Origin of the sequence: Pseudomonas sp. 02C 26 (assembly GCF_002843585.1) — a bacterium.
In the GTDB taxonomy this organism is placed as follows: domain Bacteria; phylum Pseudomonadota; class Gammaproteobacteria; order Pseudomonadales; family Pseudomonadaceae; genus Aquipseudomonas; species Aquipseudomonas shirazensis.
The window spans coordinates 3,149,993-3,165,641 of the sequence record NZ_CP025262.1 but is presented as its reverse complement, the minus strand read 5'-3'; the positions used below and the strand labels follow the sequence as shown (position 1 = coordinate 3,165,641).

Below are 15,649 nucleotides of genomic sequence, written 5' to 3'. Positions count from 1 at the left end.
TTTGGTAGGGGTCACCACTAGGAGAGGAGGCGCCATGCCCACCATTACTCTTCCCGATGGCAGTCAACGTTCGTTCGATCACGCTGTATCCGTAGCCGAAGTCGCCGCCTCGATTGGCGCCGGCCTGGCCAAGGCCACCCTGGCCGGTAAAGTCGACGGCAAGCTGGTCGATGCCTGCGACCTGATCGAACACGACGCCACCCTGCAGATCATCACCCCCAAAGATCAAGAGGGGCTGGAAATCATCCGTCACTCGTGCGCCCACCTGGTCGGCCACGCAGTCAAGCAGCTGTACCCGACCGCCAAGATGGTAATCGGCCCGGTCATCGATGACGGCTTCTATTACGATATCGCCTACGAGCGCCCCTTCACCCCTGATGACCTCGCTGCCATCGAAAAGCGCATGCAGCAGCTGATCGAGAAAGACTACGACGTCATCAAGAAGGTCACCCCGCGCGCCGAAGTCATCGACGTGTTCCAGGCCCGTGGCGAAGACTACAAGCTGCGCCTTGTTGAGGACATGCCGGATGAGCAGACCATGGGTCTGTACCATCACGAAGAATACGTCGACATGTGCCGCGGTCCGCACGTGCCCAATACCCGCTTCCTCAAATCGTTCAAGCTGACCAAGCTGTCCGGCGCCTACTGGCGCGGTGACGCCAAGAACGAGCAGCTGCAGCGCGTGTACGGCACCGCCTGGGCTGACAAGAAGCAGCTGGCTGCCTACATTCAGCGCATCGAAGAAGCCGAGAAACGCGATCACCGCAAGATCGGCAAGCAACTCGACCTGTTCCACCTGCAGGAAGAAGCGCCGGGCATGGTCTTCTGGCATCCGAACGGCTGGACTGTTTATCAGGTGCTCGAGCAGTACATGCGTACTGTGCAGCGTCAGAACGGTTACCTTGAGATCAAGACCCCGCAAGTGGTCGATCGAATCCTCTGGGAGCGTTCCGGTCACTGGTCCAACTACGCCGAAAACATGTTCACCACATCGTCGGAAAGCCGTGATTACGCGGTCAAGCCGATGAACTGCCCGTGCCACGTGCAGGTGTTCAATCAGGGGCTGAAGTCGTACCGCGACCTGCCACTGCGTTTGGCCGAGTTCGGTGCGTGCCACCGTAACGAGCCATCTGGTGCGTTGCATGGCATCATGCGTGTGCGTGGTTTCGTTCAGGATGATGCGCACATCTTCTGCACCGAAGATCAGGTCAAGAAAGAAGCGGCCGACTTCATCAAGCTGACCCTCGATGTCTATAAAGACTTCGGTTTCGTCGACGTCGCCATGAAGCTTTCGACCCGTCCGGCCAAGCGTGTCGGTTCGGACGAGCTGTGGGATCGCGCCGAAGGCGCCCTGGCTGATGCACTTAACGAATCCGGCCTGGAGTGGGAATATCAGCCAGGCGAGGGCGCCTTCTACGGCCCGAAAATCGAGTTCACCCTGCGTGACTGCCTCGGTCGTAACTGGCAGTGTGGTACCCTGCAGTACGATCCGAACCTGCCTGAGCGTCTGGACGCCAGCTACATTGCCGAAGATAACGCGCGCAAGCGCCCGGTAATGCTGCACCGCGCCATCCTCGGTTCGTTCGAACGCTTCATCGGTATGCTGATCGAGCACTATGCTGGCGTATTCCCGGCTTGGCTGGCGCCAACCCAGGCAGTGATCATGAACATCACTGACAAGCAGGCCGATTTTGCCCTTCAGGTTGAAAAAAATCTGACCGATAGCGGTTTTCGTGCCAAGTCTGACTTGAGAAATGAGAAGATCGGCTTTAAAATCCGCGAGCATACTTTGCTCAAGGTCCCGTACCTTTTGGTTATAGGGGACCGTGAAGTCGAAACGCAAACCGTCGCTGTGCGTACTCGCGAAGGCGCTGACCTGGGCTCCATGCCCGTCGCCCAATTCGCCGAGTTCCTTGCGCATGCGGTTTCCCGGCGTGGTCGCCAAGAATCGGAGTAATGATTATTAAGCGTGATATGAGAAACGATAAACGAGCTGCACCGAAGGCCCCGATCAACGAGAATATCTCTGCACGCGAGGTTCGGTTAATTGGTGCTGACGGTGAACAGTTGGGCATCGTCTCGATCGAAGAAGCGCTTCGTATCGCTGAAGAAGCGAAGCTGGATCTGGTAGAGATTTCTGCTGACGCCGTACCTCCTGTCTGTAAAGTCATGGACTACGGCAAAAGCCTGTTCGAGAAGAAGAAGCAACAGGCTGCAGCCAAGAAAAACCAGAAGATCATCCAGATCAAAGAAATCAAGTTTCGTCCAGGGACGGAGGAAGGGGATTACCAGGTAAAACTACGCAACCTGGTACGTTTCCTAAGTGATGGGGACAAGACCAAGATCTCTCTGAGATTCCGTGGTCGTGAGATGGCCCACCAGGAGCTGGGTATGGAACTGCTGAAGCGGATCGAAGCTGATCTCGCCGAATACGGGACCGTCGAACAGCATCCGAAGATGGAAGGACGCCAACTTTTGATGGTCATCGCCCCCAAGAAAAAGAAATAACCACCAGGGCACGGCAGGCCTTGCGGTTATGTTTATCCACCCCAATGCGGAGTTACGAACATGCCAAAAATGAAAACCAAGAGCGGTGCAGCGAAGCGTTTCCTGAAAACGGCGACCGGCTTCAAGCACAAGCACGCTTTCAAGAGCCACATCCTGACCAAAATGTCGACCAAGCGTAAGCGTCAACTGCGTGGTAGCAGCATGCTGCACCCGTCTGACGTGGCAAAAGTCGCGCGCATGCTGCGCGTTCGTTAATTCTGGTCTAGATAGAGGAAGTTACTCATGGCTCGTGTAAAGCGCGGCGTAATTGCTCGTAAGCGTCACAAAAAAATTCTGAAACTGGCTAAAGGTTACTACGGTGCACGTTCGCGCGTATTCCGTGTTGCCAAGCAGGCTGTCATCAAGGCTGGTCAATACGCCTACCGTGACCGTCGCCAGAAAAAACGTCAGTTCCGCGCTCTGTGGATCGCTCGTATCAACGCTGGTGCTCGCGTCAACGGTCTGTCTTACAGCCGCCTGATTGCTGGCCTGAAAAAAGCGTCGATCGAAATCGACCGTAAAGTTCTGGCTGACCTGGCAGTGAACGAAAAAGCGGCGTTTGCTGCGATTGTCGAGAAAGCTAAAGCCGTTCTGGCTTAAGTACCCACGACAATCATCCGGCGGCGCATGCGCCGTCGGGTGTTGAACGTCATCGATAGGGGAAGAGCCTTCAAAGCTCTTCCCCTATTTTTGTATCTGGAGTCTGTACATGGAAAACCTGGACGCGCTGGTCTCCCAAGCCCTGGAAGCTGTGGAGCGCGCTGAAGACATCAATGCCCTGGAACAGATCCGGGTTCAATTTCTCGGCAAGAAAGGCGAGCTGACCCAGGTGATGAAGACCCTGGGCAACCTGCCAGCCGAAGAGCGCCCCAAGGTTGGAGCGCTGATCAACGACGCCAAGGAGCGCGTCACCGAAGTGCTCAATGCGCGCAAGGCTGGCTTTGAAGAGGCCGAGCTCAGCGCTCGCCTGGCTGCCGAATGCATTGACGTGACCCTGCCGGGCCGTGGCCAGACCACTGGCGGCCTGCACCCGATCACCCGTACCCTCGAACGTATCGAACAGTTCTTCACCCACATTGGCTACGGGATCGCCGAAGGCCCTGAGGTCGAAGACGACTATCACAACTTCGAGGCGCTCAACATCCCCGGCCACCACCCGGCCCGGGCGATGCACGACACCTTCTACTTCAATGCCAACATGCTGCTGCGCACCCACACCTCGCCGGTGCAGGTACGTACCATGGAATCGACCCAGCCGCCGATTCGCATTGTCTGCCCTGGCCGCGTCTATCGCTGCGATTCGGATATCACCCATTCGCCGATGTTCCACCAGGTGGAAGGCTTGTTGATCGATCGCGACATCAACTTTGCCGACCTCAAGGGCACCATCGAAGAATTCCTGCGGGTGTTCTTCGAGAAGCAGCTGGATGTACGTTTCCGTCCGTCGTTCTTCCCCTTCACCGAACCGTCCGCTGAAGTCGACATTCAGTGCGTGATGTGTTCCGGCAAAGGCTGCCGCGTGTGCAAGCAGACCGGCTGGCTGGAAGTGATGGGTTGCGGCATGGTCCATCCGAACGTGCTGCGCATGTCTGGCATCGACCCGGAAGAGTTCCAGGGCTTTGCCTTCGGCATGGGCGCCGAGCGTCTGGCCATGCTGCGTTATGGCGTCAACGATTTGCGTCTGTTCTTCGACAACGACCTGCGGTTCCTGGCGCAATTCCGCTAGGCCACACCTCGACCATATTCAGGAGAACAGCATGAAATTCAGTGAACAGTGGCTGCGCGGTTGGGTAAACCCGCAAGTCTCCCGCGACGAGCTGGTTGCTCGTCTGTCCATGGCCGGCCTCGAAGTCGACAGCGTCACGCCGGCGGCTGGCCAGTTCAGCGGTATCATCGTCGGCGAAGTGCTCAGCACCGAGCAGCACCCGGATGCCGACAAGCTGCGTGTGTGCCAGGTCAGCAACGGCCAGGAGACCTTCCAAGTCGTCTGCGGCGCGCCTAACGTGCGCCCGGGCCTGAAGATCCCCTTCGCCATGATCGGAGCCGAGCTGCCAGGCGACTTCAAGATCAAAAAGGCCAAACTGCGTGGCGTTGAATCCAACGGCATGCTGTGCTCGGCTGCCGAGTTGCAGATCAGCGAAGAAAACGACGGCCTGCTTGAACTGGCCGCCGATGCGCCGGTTGGTCAGGACATCCGTGAATACCTCAATCTCGACGATGCCAGCATCGAAATCGGCCTGACCCCGAACCGTGGCGATTGCCTCTCGGTGGCCGGTATGGCGCGCGATGTCAGCGCCCTGTACGACGTGCCGGTTACCCGCATCGACGTGCCGGCCGTTGCCGCCAGCCACGACGAAGTGCGCTCGGTTGAAGTCTCGGCCCCGGCCGCGTGCCCGCGCTACCTCGGCCGCGTGATCCGCAACGTCGACCTGGCCAAGCCAAGCCCGCTGTGGCTGGTAGAACGCCTGCGCCGCAGCGACGTGCGCAGCATCGACGCTGCAGTCGACATCACCAACTACGTGATGCTCGAGCTCGGCCAGCCGATGCACGCCTTCGACCTCGCCGAAATCAACGGTGGCATCCGCGTGCGGATGGCCGAGGAAGGCGAGAAGCTGGTCCTGCTCGACGGTCAGGAAGTCGCCCTGCGTAGCGACACCCTAGTCATCGCCGACCACACCCGGGCCCTGGCCATTGCCGGCGTCATGGGTGGCGAGCACAGCGGCGTGAATCCCGAGAAGACCCGCGATCTGTTCCTTGAGAGCGCCTTCTTCGAGCCGATTTCCGTCGCTGGCAAGGCCCGTTCCTACGGTCTGCACACCGATGCCTCGCACCGCTACGAGCGCGGCGTCGACTCGCAATTGGCTCGCGAAGCCATGGAGCGCGCGACCGCGCTGCTGCTGGAAATCGTCGGCGGCGAAGCCGGCCCGATCGTCGAAGCAGTCAGCGAGCAGCACCTGCCGAAAGTTGCGCCGATCATTCTGCGCGCCGAACGCATCAGCCAGATGCTCGGCATGGACATGGACCCAGCCCAGGTCGAGCAACTGCTCAACGCCCTCGAGCTGACCACCAGCGCCGATGGGGCAGGGCAGTGGACGGTACAAGTGCCAAGCCACCGCTTCGATATCAGTCTTGAAGTCGACCTGATCGAAGAACTGGCCCGTCTGTATGGCTACAACCACCTGCCAGTGCGCTATCCGCAAGCCCGTCTCGCCCCCAAAGGCGCGCCGGAAGCCCGCGGTGAGCTGCCAACCCTGCGCCGCCTGCTGGTAGCTCGCGGTTATCAGGAAGCAATCACCTACAGCTTCATCGACCCGAAATTGTTCGAGCTATTCAGCCCTGCCGTCGAGCCGCTGCTGCTGGCCAACCCGATCTCCAACGACATGGCCGCCATGCGCGCCTCGTTGTGGCCTGGCCTGGTCAAAGCGCTGCAGCACAATCTTAACCGCCAGCAAGACCGCGTGCGCCTGTTCGAGAGCGGCCAGCGCTTTGTCGGCCAACTCGGCGACCTCAAGCAGCAGCCGATGCTCGCCGGCGTCGTCACCGGTACTCGCTTGCCAGAAGGCTGGGCCAACCCACGCGATGGCATTGACTTCTTCGACGTCAAAGCCGACGTTGAAGCGGTGCTGGGTTACTCCGGCGCGCTCGGTGAGTTCAAGTTCGTCGCGGGCAAGCACCCAGCCCTGCACCCAGGCCAGACCGCCCGTATCGAACGCGACGGCAAGGAAGTCGGCTACCTCGGTGCTCTGCACCCAGAGCTGGCCAAGACCCTCGACCTGGATCGCCCGGTGTTCGTCTTCGAGCTGATCCTGGAAGAAGTGGTCGAAGGTTGCCTGCCGAAATTCAGCGAACTGTCCAAGTTCCCTGAAACCCGCCGCGACCTGGCGCTGATTGCCGGCCGTGATGTGGCCGCCAGCGACGTCCTTGAAGCAATTCGTGACAATGCAGGCGAATGGCTCACAGACCTCAGGCTGTTTGACGTCTACCAGGGTAAAGGCATTGATCCTGATAGAAAAAGCCTCGCGGTCGGCTTGACCTGGCAGCATCCATCGCGCACTCTTAATGACGATGAGGTGAACGCCACCCTGCAGTTGATCCTCACCTCGCTCGAACAAAGGTTGAACACCACGTTAAGGAAATAACGGCATGGGTGCTCTGACGAAAGCTGAGATGGCCGAGAGGCTGTACGAGGAGCTTGGGCTTAACAAGCGAGAGGCGAAGGAACTCGTCGAGTTGTTTTTCGAAGAGATCCGCCACGCGCTTGAAGATAACGAGCAGGTCAAGTTGTCCGGATTCGGCAACTTTGACCTTCGCGACAAACGCCAACGGCCGGGCCGCAACCCCAAAACCGGGGAAGAAATCCCGATCACCGCACGCCGCGTCGTCACCTTTCGTCCAGGGCAGAAATTGAAAGCCCGGGTTGAGGCCTATGCTGGAACCAAGTCATAACGACGAGCTGCCCCCCATCCCGGGCAAACGCTACTTCACCATTGGTGAAGTCAGCGAGCTCTGTGCGGTAAAACCGCACGTGCTGCGCTACTGGGAGCAGGAGTTTCCCCAGCTCAACCCCGTCAAACGCCGCGGCAACCGCCGGTATTATCAGCGCCAAGACGTACTGATGATCCGCCAGATCCGCGCGTTACTGTACGACCAAGGCTTCACCATCGGCGGTGCGCGCTTGCGCATGTCCAGTGATGAAGCCAAGGACGACACGACGCAGTATAAGCAGATGATTCGGCAGATGATTGTCGAGTTGGAAGATGTGCTGGTGGTGTTGAAGAAATAACCTGATCCGACGAATGGAAAGTTTTTCGAAAAAAAGCTTTCATTAATCAAAAGGTTAGGGTAGATTTTGTACCGTTCTCAGCAGTATTGAGAGCAGTTCGGGGCGTAGCGCAGCCCGGTAGCGCACTTGCATGGGGTGCAAGGGGTCGAGTGTTCGAATCACTCCGTCCCGACCAAATAACTCCAAAGAATCCAGTCACTTAGCGGTGACTGGATTTTTTTATGGTCGATGATTTTTCTCCGTATGCGTTTTTACCCCACTTTTTACCCCACCGATTTTCAGCTGCCTCAAGCTCACGTTGTCAGGGCATACAAGTTTGCGTTCTGTATGATCCGAGCTGCAAAGCGTTGAATGCGAGGGCTGTACCTAGATGCAGCCGTGCCTCCGCACGGAGCCGAAGCCGGTGACAATGATGTGGTTGATTAGGAAGGTGATAGGTGGCTGCGGGAGGCCGGCGTAGTCGACTATCCGAGTTCGAAACCCTACGCTTCCGCCACTTATTTTCATTAAAGCCCTGATTATTCAGGGCTTTTTTGTGTCTTGTCGCTTTCAGCCCATACCCTAGCCCATACTTCGGGCGCTGGCTTTCAGTGAGCGTCCCTGGAATTTTCTGCCCGACGGTCTCAAGCCTCCGAGCGCGCGAGCGCTTTTTTCAGGGAAAAGCCTGGCTTAAACATGCGCCTTTCACATTGGGAAGGCTGTCGTATAGCCAGGCCTTGGCTTTCGCCCAGCCTCGGGCCCGCCGGCTTCCATCCTGTTCGCCTGCTACCCTCCAGGGCTACGGCCTCTCTTGGCGCAGGCCCACCAGAGAGCGCGGATTATTTCCGAGGATAGGGGCGAGTAAAAGCTGGTGTGGGATATCACGGCTGAGAGCAGCGGCCATAGCTTGAACGCGACCGATGCTCTCACCGATCTAGAATGGCGATTCCTCTCCAAAGAGAATCTTGATCGCATCGGTGTTGCCTTCCAAGGCAACTGTGATGTTGTTTCGGAGCTTCTCATCTACCTCTTTGTGAAGCCGAATTTTGCCAATAGCCAGTGCAGTGATGAACTCCATGGAAGCATCACCCCGCTCGAACCCGTGGCCCTGAACAACGCGCAAGATGATGTCGGCCATGGATGCGCTATGCGTCTCATGGGCGCTGTAATCAAGCTCGGTGGGCAACGCGGCTCTCAGGAATGCCCCTTGAATAATCCCGTCGTCGTAGCGAGAGAAGATCTCGGGAGAGAGCAGCACCTGTTGAAGCTCCCCAGATTCTAATCGCTTCGATTGATCGATTTTGGCACCTTTCCGGGCATTTTGCAGGATCCACAGAATGGTCAGAAAGATATCCGCACACGCAGCCACGGTGACATCGTTTGCTCCGCTGACAAATGCGAATCCTTTTTTAAGCTTCATTTGCCCAGGCTGGTAGCTGCTCGGCCAGAACGCAGCCTCCGAAAGGCCGTCAGTTTTAGCCTTATCGAATGCCTCGATACGTGCTTTTACGGCATCTGAAACGCCGTCTTCTCCGAATGAAAGCAAGCGGTTGAGTAGCTTCTGTTCCTGGTGCCAGTGGTTGTTGCAAGCGAGACTTGCGGCCGGGATCTCGATGAAAGACTTGAATACGTACTTTCGACTTCCTTTGGGCGGCTGCGTGAGATTCGAGGCAAGCTCCTCCATTAGCTCGTGCGAACGCCCCAGAAGCGCACCTACGAGGTAAACGCGAGTCCCAGATTCCTGGGCAGACCTGAGGCGGCGACTGATGCTGAGAAGCAATGTGCCTCGTTCCGCAGCTGCGGCAACGATGATCACCGAACCCTTGAACTTGTCCTTCGGGTCAAATGTTGAAGCGCTCACCACTTCACATTTGAGACCCTTTGCCTCGAGGAATGCCAAGGCGTCGATGGCCATTTTTTTACTGGCACCATCATCATCATGGATGATGAAAGAGGTCGAGGCAGGGGACTCCTCCATGAGCATTTGCTTGAACCATTTATCGAACTCATCAGTGCGAACGAGCTTGTCCTTGTTTACCTGGACGGTTCTGTAGCGTTCTCTTTGAGGGATTTGGCTGAAGCACGTGAACAAGCCTTTGCCCATGAACGAGAAAAACTTGGTCTGGAGTCCTTCCGGAAGGTGACCCATGCCAATGTTGAGCAGCCGAGTTTCGGTGTGCTGTGCAACAAACCTTTCGCCATGGATCCGAATAAGCTTACGACCCTCGGTTGACTCACTCTCGGCTACAGACTCGAAGTCCTCGGGCTTCTCAATGGTATGCAGCACGGTGCACGATTCTGATTGGCTAACGAAAGACAGGAAGGTTGCGACACGGGTAGGTGGGGCGCGGTTGACCTTAATCCACTCCTTGGCGAGTCCACAGTTGGTGGAGGCCGAAATCAGGCATAGCGAAGTGGCGGCATCGGCCAGGCTGCCGTCGTTCAAGCCATCGTGTGAGTGAAACGACTTGATACTAGAGATCGTTTGATTGCCGAATTTCGTTTGGAACAACTGGATCGAGAGCGCTACTGGTAGGAACGCCATGGTGTCCAGGTAAATTGTCTCCGGCTCTCGCATGCCGTCACCGGAGGCATTCTTGATCACTTTAAGGCAGCAGAATGCCAGGAAGTGCGAATGCAGCGTCTCAGTAAGAAGGTTCTCTGCGCGGATGAAATAGTTGGAAGCGCGTGAGGAGGGTTTCGAGAATAAGAATCCAGCCGGCGCCTTGGTAAGCACAGATGTGCATTTGACGAGCTTCCGCATTCCAGCCTGGACAAAATTGTCGGTGGCTCGGGTGATGAGCTTGCCGATTCCTCTGTCGGCGCCGGCGACTTTTACGTATTTCGAGATTTCTCCGTGCTCGTTGAAAAAGGAGAATCCATACGATGGCGTCCCGCCATTGGAGCGTCGCTCCAGAGCAATGGCTATGGCTGACGACTTGTCAGCACACTCTTCTTTGAGCCATGCACGATGACAATCAGGTACTAAGAAGGTGACATGATCCGGCAGGACGTAGTCATTTAGCCGATTCTGCAGGGCCTCCGTGATATGAGCGTCTGTGATTCGTTCTGGGCCCGTGAAAAAAACCACGACATGCGCTGGTTCAGCAGTGGGGGAAGGGGTCAGGGTCACTTCAAAATCGAACAAGTCAGGCATCTCAGTTCACCGGAATGCAAATGGTGAATACGGTTCCTTCAGCTGCCACCAGCTCACGGTCACCGCTCCAATTCTTTGGGTTGAAATCTACGACTTGGTCTTGACCTTGGAATGCCTGATAAAGGCAGACTCTCCCTGTGCGGAGACGTACGTAGGCTTTTAGCTTGTTGAGCGCTTGGACTGCGTTGTGAAGGCCCATGCCAGATGTCACTGAGTCTTTGGTCGTGACATGTTTTTTGAAACACTCTAGGGTTGCTTCAAGCTCCACTGCTAGGGGGAGATCGTCGAGAGCTTCAACAGGAGCGCCTTGTTTGACCGAGAGCCAACGTCGTGCTAGGCCCGGGCCGCTGTCAATGACGGAAATCTCAATGAATTCGAGGTATTCCGCATCCTTAAGCATGTTTCGCATCACGAACAGGGCAAACTGCGGCTCCTTGTTCGAAACAAGGTGGATGTCTTCCTTCTTGATCCTCCCGGATTTCACGGAGGTGCCTCTCAGTCCCTTTTTATATTTCACCCCATTCACATCGGTGACCGAGTGTTGATCTGCGTTAGCGATCAGCTCGGCAAGCACACTGCCGAGGGCAGGAAGCCCGCCCTTATGAAGTGCTTTCTTGTCCTGCTTGGTATGCATCAGCGCGGATGACATTTCCAAGAGGCTTGCGAACGAGGAGTGGGAATGGATCTGCGGGCTCGCTCCTCCGTAGTAGAAAGGTTTGATGAACTCCATTTTCGCGAAGTTGATGCTGAAGAGGTTAATGGTGGTAGGCCGCGCTCCTCGTTCGCTCGAGGTGTTCCGCAGGTCGCCGTCGTACATCGCTTCGATTAAAGGCCTGATCACGGTGAGGGCGGCGCGCTTTTCTATCGTTTCATGTGCCTCGGTCTCGATGCGAGAAGACATGATCAAAGCCGCTAGGCCAGCGGCAGTCTGGCCAAGCTGAAGAATGCGATCACGAGCGCTTTCAGCTCCCGCATACAAGTGGAGCAAGCTTTGCTCGTGCGCACGAGCCCAGCTGATTACCAACTGGGCAAGCGCCGCGTCGACCCCAAATAAGCCCCCGTGACTCATGGTCTTTGGGAGACGTAGGGAGGCGTCCTCTTTGCAGAGCGGGTATAGGTCTTCGATTTCGTATGTGTTCAGAGCCTTGGCGATTTTCATCAGCACCTCAAACAGTCCATCGTTCCGAGTGCTGAACCAGATTTCTGGACACACCCAGGTGAATCATATCGCTACCCATCATTGGCGCGATAGGCGATCTAAGCTTCACTGCGCCCTAGTACTAGGGGTTGGAGTGGGCTTTGGGGCAGCCTGGTCAGCTTCTCCAATAAGCTGCTGCCTTAAGAAGGATGCGACCTGATCCCATCAAGACCGCTTGTAACATCTTCTCAATTTACAACGTCCGCGCCCCTTGAGGCTCTCCATCCTTTAATCAGAGGTTTTCGGTTTTTCAACGCTCGAAGCGTGGTGGCACAAGCTTTTCTCCATCCCGCCACTCTTCGGCCAAACTCACGCCTTCAATGCCGTCCCAAACCTCGCTGCCCGCGTGGTCGAGAACAATGATTTGGAGCCGACCTTTTGCTTTATTGACCCCCCTGGCAAGTACGCTGAACACTTTACGAACCGCATCGCGGTCTTCATCGTCAAGTACAGGTTCAGTGTCTCCGTCGTCGTCCACGCCTTTTCCTTTGCGCACCGCGCTTTTAACGGGGAAGTAGACTTGGCTTGGCTGGTCGAAGATCAGAAGGTGGGGAACAGAGTGATCCGGTTTCTTCAGGAAATAGAGTTGAAGCGCGAGTAGCATTGCGATGTGATAGGCCAGCCAGTTAGCTCCGCTACCCACTTCCCAAAGAAAGTCGTCGCGTCCGTCGTGCTTTACCTTGATTGCGAGGTCAGGGATGGAAAGGGTGATCTTGGCGTCCGCCCATTCCGCATCCAGATGGGGAGTGATCAGCGCGCAGATTTTGCTGATCTCTTCCAGGATTTGGCTGGTTTTCAGTTTTACTGTCGCGTCTGAAACCTGGGGCTCGAGCAGCTTTATTCGCTCCTCGAGCGCCTTCACTCGTTCTGTGAGCGTTGAGTCTGCTCTCGCCTCAGTGTAGGTCTTGATGGACTGCTGCATGCTACCCAAAAACTGGTCGATTTCCGTCATGCGCAACGAGTGCTTGGCGACGAGTTCGTCGCGGGTTTCGATGCCTTTCATCTCTGTCCGAATAGCAGCAAGTGTGTCGCTGTCTTGACGGATGAGATTGCGAATCCGGACGATTTCGCTCTCGACGGATGCCGACACTTTTGGTGTTGAATTGGCGACTTGCTCAATTTCTTCAAGGGCATTGCACAGTTCAGTGAGCTGCGTTGACGGAGTGAGAGTGGGAAACACTAGGGGATTCGTGTCCGAGCTATTTTCAGCGAGTTCTTTGAGCCAGGTAGACAGAGAAAGTCGCTGCCCGATTTTTTCAAGCGAAGATGAATAGTGTTTCGCCTCCGCTTTGATCTCCTTGAGGTCTTCCAACTTTTGTTTGGCTATAAAGATGTTGTCGCCAATTAGCGTCTCGCGCTCCCGTAGCACCGTCAGAACTTCCGATGATGACTCTGCAGCAGCAGGGGTGGTGACTGCATCACGAGATGATTTGTGGGCGATGCCCTGCAGCTGCATAAGAAGATCCGGCCATTCGGTCTGGGGCTGGACGGTAGCGTCCACCAATCCGTATTCCCTGGAGCGGTAGAACCAGACATGCGCTTCGGCTTTCCACTGCTTCGACACCGTTTCAATCGCCGTGAGCTCGCTCTGCAGCGTCTTGAGCTGTTTCCTCAGCTCCTTGAGTTCCCACACGATTACTAAAAGTTTCGAGTCGATTGCTCCAAGGATGAACGGAAAAATACTCTTCAGCTTTTCACGGTTACCATAGCTATCCGCTTTGTAGAAAAGGACATCTGGGTTAGCTACGATATTTTGCGGCTGGAAAGTAAATGCCATCAGATCGCGAAAGCTTGGCCGGTTCTTGAAGCCAAACTCGGCCGGGTCATCGCCGAAGCCGAGGTTGGGTAAGCCTGATAACCGGTTCAGAATCTCTTTCACGTTCTCACGATTGGTGTTTTTACTGTCAATCGCATCGGGAATTTCGATTGACTGCCCCTCGATGATGAACATGTCATCTGTGGAGCGTTGATTGCCAGGTTCTATCCTAGCAATAAGCTTTTGACCCTCGTCAGTATCAATCAGGATCCCGAACCACTCACAAGTTTTACGGATGGTGCCTACCGGGATAGCGCAGCGCTCGGAGCCTAAGCAGTAGTCGATGATAGGGATAACAGCGGACTTGCCGGCCTTTGAAGATCCGCTGATGATGTTGACCTTGCCCGGCTCGAATTCAAGCTCTCGGTAGGCTCCACCGTTTTTTGGCCAAAGGATGAGCTTGCGAATTTGTAGTTTCATTACAGCTTAATCCTTAGAGTTGCTTGAACTTCCTGTATTGTCAGTGTTCTGCACCATTGGCCTAGCTTTTCAGAAGACCGAAGCATGTCCTTGATTTTCTCATTTAGGTCAGTAGGGGCTTTAGGTCTTAAGCTCTCTACGTCAGCATTAGCTGTATTGAGAGATATCAATCCGCACTGGATAGCAATGGAAATCGAGGCTAGAGTCACCTCTTTGAGTTTAAGCATTCGGCCTTGAATACCGTATAAAATTTCCTGCTCACCCTTGAATTTTCCTGCAAATACGCGCAGTCCCGATGAGGGGAAAGTAGATTTGGCCGCATCCCGAAGCTCTTGGTGATACAGGATAGGAAGCACTATGAAAAGTAACGGCATGCAGGGTAGTATTCCATTACCTTTTGGAGCATAACCTTCTACAAATCGCCAAACTAGCGAGGCACCTAAAGCAGGGTTCTGCATTAAGTAAATTTCGTCGAGGTCTTGATTAGGCCGCATCCTTGATTCTCATCTTGTTTTCCTTTGTCTGGCTTTTTGCTAAGAGATGCTGCCAAGCTTCTTTTCTAGCAGCTCTTTATATGTGGGATGCCACCCAATCAGCTGTTTATCGGCTAGATAATGAAAAGTTCCACGTGGGAAGTAGTTGGGTGCGCTTTTGCCATTTATTGGTGGGTTGAGTGCATGGCATCTCAAGAATAAAGACTCACCTTTTTCAACTGGGGAAAGCTCTGGTGTAGAGCCCTTAATCTCTAAGTAGTTGCTTCGCCATAGCATCTTAAGGTCGTCAACATAGTCTTCAAACTGTGACTCGACGATGAATCCGGCCTCTGCCCAGCGGGTTTTCCCAGTTTTGGAGCGCATGAAATCTGTCATTGCCCTGAGCTTTTCTCTCTGGCCTTGTTCGATCAGTTCAAGCTGATACATCATCACAGGGTGCTTGGTGATGTTGGCTTCAACTTCCAGGCGCTCGGGACTAGGGGCTGTGTAGGTAAGTAGGTATTCGTACGAGAATTTTGAGCAATAGGTAGAAAGCCAGTCGGCGAATTCATTTTTTTCAAGGCCCGCATGCTTGCGTGAGCCGATAAGCTCATCTGAGCGTAATTTTACCCAACCTATTACTGTACAGCAGACCTCGTCTAAAGATATCTCGGCAACTGTATTTCGCAAGATGTCTTTAATTGGTTTTACCGGGTCGCTGTCGCCGCATTCGTAACTAAATTTTATGATGAGCTGATGTAGTTTATCAGGCTCATATTCTAGAAACTTTCTAACGTGTTGCTCGCAGCCGGTTGGCTTTTCTTTTTTGAACCGTTTGGTGATCTTCTCCACGGCTTCACGTGCATACTCAACAGAATGCGCGAATTTTAGAAGATCTGCGATATCACCTTGTTTGTGCTGTACTACGTACAAGTGGAATCGGGTACGTGCTAAGTCAATATGGCCCGCCTCGATTGTATCAATCCAGTTAGCGAAGGTCTTCCAGAGATCGATTGACCAATCTGAAATTGGGTTAGTTACCAGTCCGCTTTTAGACTGCTCGACCGTGACCTCGCCGTCAGGCTGAACGACATCGGTGTCATCTAGAACCTCCAAGGCGACTACAGAGCCTGCAGGTGCGAGTAGCAGATGCAGGCATTGTCTCGTCGGTTGGATCGAAAATCCGTAATACTGCCCAGGTGCTGAGGATGTGGTCGATGGCGGGATTTGCATGCCTCTGTGCTCTTCCTTTGCGAGTCGCGGCGTGTCCAGGGAG

At 55.0% G+C, this 15,649-nt stretch carries 13 protein-coding genes and 1 tRNA gene; 9 read left to right on the top strand and 5 right to left on the bottom strand.

The genetic code is table 11. From position 1 onward, the window contains the following. Positions 1–34 precede the first annotated feature (34 nt). From thrS to CXQ80_RS14375, 9 genes are all read left to right on the top strand, one after another. Positions 35–1,957, top strand: coding sequence for a threonine--tRNA ligase (thrS, locus tag CXQ80_RS14415; protein ID WP_101320620.1), 1,923 nt, complete (start codon positions 35–37; stop codon positions 1,955–1,957). Then, positions 1,957–2,508: a translation initiation factor IF-3 gene (gene infC / locus CXQ80_RS14410; protein ID WP_178080772.1), complete on the top strand. Its 552-nt coding sequence runs from the start codon at positions 1,957–1,959 to the stop codon at positions 2,506–2,508. The genes thrS and infC overlap by 1 nt, the downstream gene beginning before the upstream one ends. A 60-nt stretch (positions 2,509–2,568) precedes the next feature. Beyond that, positions 2,569–2,763 (top strand): 50S ribosomal protein L35, encoded by a 195-nt coding sequence (gene rpmI, locus CXQ80_RS14405; RefSeq protein WP_028696462.1) that lies wholly within the window; start codon positions 2,569–2,571, stop codon positions 2,761–2,763. Positions 2,764–2,790: 27 nt separating this feature from the next. Next, positions 2,791–3,147, top strand: coding sequence for a 50S ribosomal protein L20 (gene rplT, locus CXQ80_RS14400; RefSeq protein WP_043860801.1), 357 nt, complete (start codon positions 2,791–2,793; stop codon positions 3,145–3,147). Between the two features lie 109 nt (positions 3,148–3,256). After that, a complete protein-coding gene (gene pheS / locus CXQ80_RS14395; protein ID WP_101320618.1) occupies positions 3,257–4,273 on the top strand; it encodes a phenylalanine--tRNA ligase subunit alpha in 1,017 nt (338 codons plus the stop codon). Between the two features lie 31 nt (positions 4,274–4,304). Further along, on the top strand, positions 4,305–6,686 hold the full coding sequence (pheT, locus tag CXQ80_RS14390) for a phenylalanine--tRNA ligase subunit beta (RefSeq protein WP_101320616.1): 2,382 nt from the start codon (positions 4,305–4,307) through the stop codon (positions 6,684–6,686). A 4-nt stretch (positions 6,687–6,690) separates the two neighbouring features. Beyond that, positions 6,691–6,993: an integration host factor subunit alpha gene (ihfA, locus tag CXQ80_RS14385; RefSeq protein ID WP_002553164.1), complete on the top strand. Its 303-nt coding sequence runs from the start codon at positions 6,691–6,693 to the stop codon at positions 6,991–6,993. Further along, on the top strand, positions 6,974–7,330 hold the full coding sequence (locus CXQ80_RS14380) for a MerR family transcriptional regulator (RefSeq protein ID WP_101320614.1): 357 nt from the start codon (positions 6,974–6,976) through the stop codon (positions 7,328–7,330). Before ihfA ends, CXQ80_RS14380 begins: the two co-directional genes overlap by 20 nt. Positions 7,331–7,428: 98 nt before the next feature. Further along, positions 7,429–7,505: transfer RNA gene (locus CXQ80_RS14375), tRNA-Pro, on the top strand. Positions 7,506–8,243: 738 nt separating this feature from the next. Here CXQ80_RS14375 and CXQ80_RS14370 read toward each other — a convergent pair. From CXQ80_RS14370 to CXQ80_RS14350, 5 genes are all read right to left on the bottom strand, one after another. Beyond that, positions 8,244–10,466 carry a hypothetical protein gene (locus CXQ80_RS14370; protein ID WP_101320612.1) on the bottom strand — a complete coding sequence of 741 codons (2,223 nt, stop codon included), beginning with the start codon at positions 10,464–10,466 and terminating at the stop codon, positions 8,244–8,246. A 1-nt stretch (position 10,467) separates the two neighbouring features. Next, positions 10,468–11,625: an ATP-binding protein gene (locus tag CXQ80_RS14365; RefSeq protein ID WP_101320610.1), complete on the bottom strand. Its 1,158-nt coding sequence runs from the start codon at positions 11,623–11,625 to the stop codon at positions 10,468–10,470. A gap of 289 nt (positions 11,626–11,914) precedes the next feature. After that, positions 11,915–13,900, bottom strand: coding sequence for a DUF3732 domain-containing protein (locus tag CXQ80_RS14360; protein ID WP_101320608.1), 1,986 nt, complete (start codon positions 13,898–13,900; stop codon positions 11,915–11,917). Then, positions 13,900–14,394: a three component ABC system middle component gene (locus tag CXQ80_RS14355; protein ID WP_256585574.1), complete on the bottom strand. Its 495-nt coding sequence runs from the start codon at positions 14,392–14,394 to the stop codon at positions 13,900–13,902. The genes CXQ80_RS14360 and CXQ80_RS14355 overlap by 1 nt, the downstream gene beginning before the upstream one ends. A 39-nt stretch (positions 14,395–14,433) precedes the next feature. Then, a complete protein-coding gene (locus tag CXQ80_RS14350) occupies positions 14,434–15,606 on the bottom strand; it encodes an ABC-three component system protein (RefSeq protein WP_157831757.1) in 1,173 nt (390 codons plus the stop codon). Positions 15,607–15,649: the final 43 nt, after the last annotated feature.

Excerpts from the sequence above, each read along its gene's own strand:
- CXQ80_RS14365 (WP_101320610.1), bottom strand. The coding sequence starts at position 11,625 with ATGAAAATCGCCAAGGCTCTGAACACATACGAAATCGAAGACCTATAC.
- pheS (WP_101320618.1), top strand. The coding sequence starts at position 3,257 with ATGGAAAACCTGGACGCGCTGGTCTCCCAAGCCCTGGAAGCTGTGGAG.
- CXQ80_RS14355 (WP_256585574.1), bottom strand. The coding sequence starts at position 14,394 with ATGCGGCCTAATCAAGACCTCGACGAAATTTACTTAATGCAGAACCCT.
- CXQ80_RS14360 (WP_101320608.1), bottom strand. The coding sequence starts at position 13,900 with ATGAAACTACAAATTCGCAAGCTCATCCTTTGGCCAAAAAACGGTGGA.
- CXQ80_RS14380 (WP_101320614.1), top strand. The coding sequence starts at position 6,974 with ATGCTGGAACCAAGTCATAACGACGAGCTGCCCCCCATCCCGGGCAAA.
- thrS (WP_101320620.1), top strand. The coding sequence starts at position 35 with ATGCCCACCATTACTCTTCCCGATGGCAGTCAACGTTCGTTCGATCAC.
- pheT (WP_101320616.1), top strand. The coding sequence starts at position 4,305 with ATGAAATTCAGTGAACAGTGGCTGCGCGGTTGGGTAAACCCGCAAGTC.
- rplT (WP_043860801.1), top strand. The coding sequence starts at position 2,791 with ATGGCTCGTGTAAAGCGCGGCGTAATTGCTCGTAAGCGTCACAAAAAA.
- ihfA (WP_002553164.1), top strand. The coding sequence starts at position 6,691 with ATGGGTGCTCTGACGAAAGCTGAGATGGCCGAGAGGCTGTACGAGGAG.
- infC (WP_178080772.1), top strand. The coding sequence starts at position 1,957 with ATGATTATTAAGCGTGATATGAGAAACGATAAACGAGCTGCACCGAAG.
- CXQ80_RS14350 (WP_157831757.1), bottom strand. The coding sequence starts at position 15,606 with ATGCAAATCCCGCCATCGACCACATCCTCAGCACCTGGGCAGTATTAC.
- CXQ80_RS14370 (WP_101320612.1), bottom strand. The coding sequence starts at position 10,466 with ATGCCTGACTTGTTCGATTTTGAAGTGACCCTGACCCCTTCCCCCACT.
- rpmI (WP_028696462.1), top strand. The coding sequence starts at position 2,569 with ATGCCAAAAATGAAAACCAAGAGCGGTGCAGCGAAGCGTTTCCTGAAA.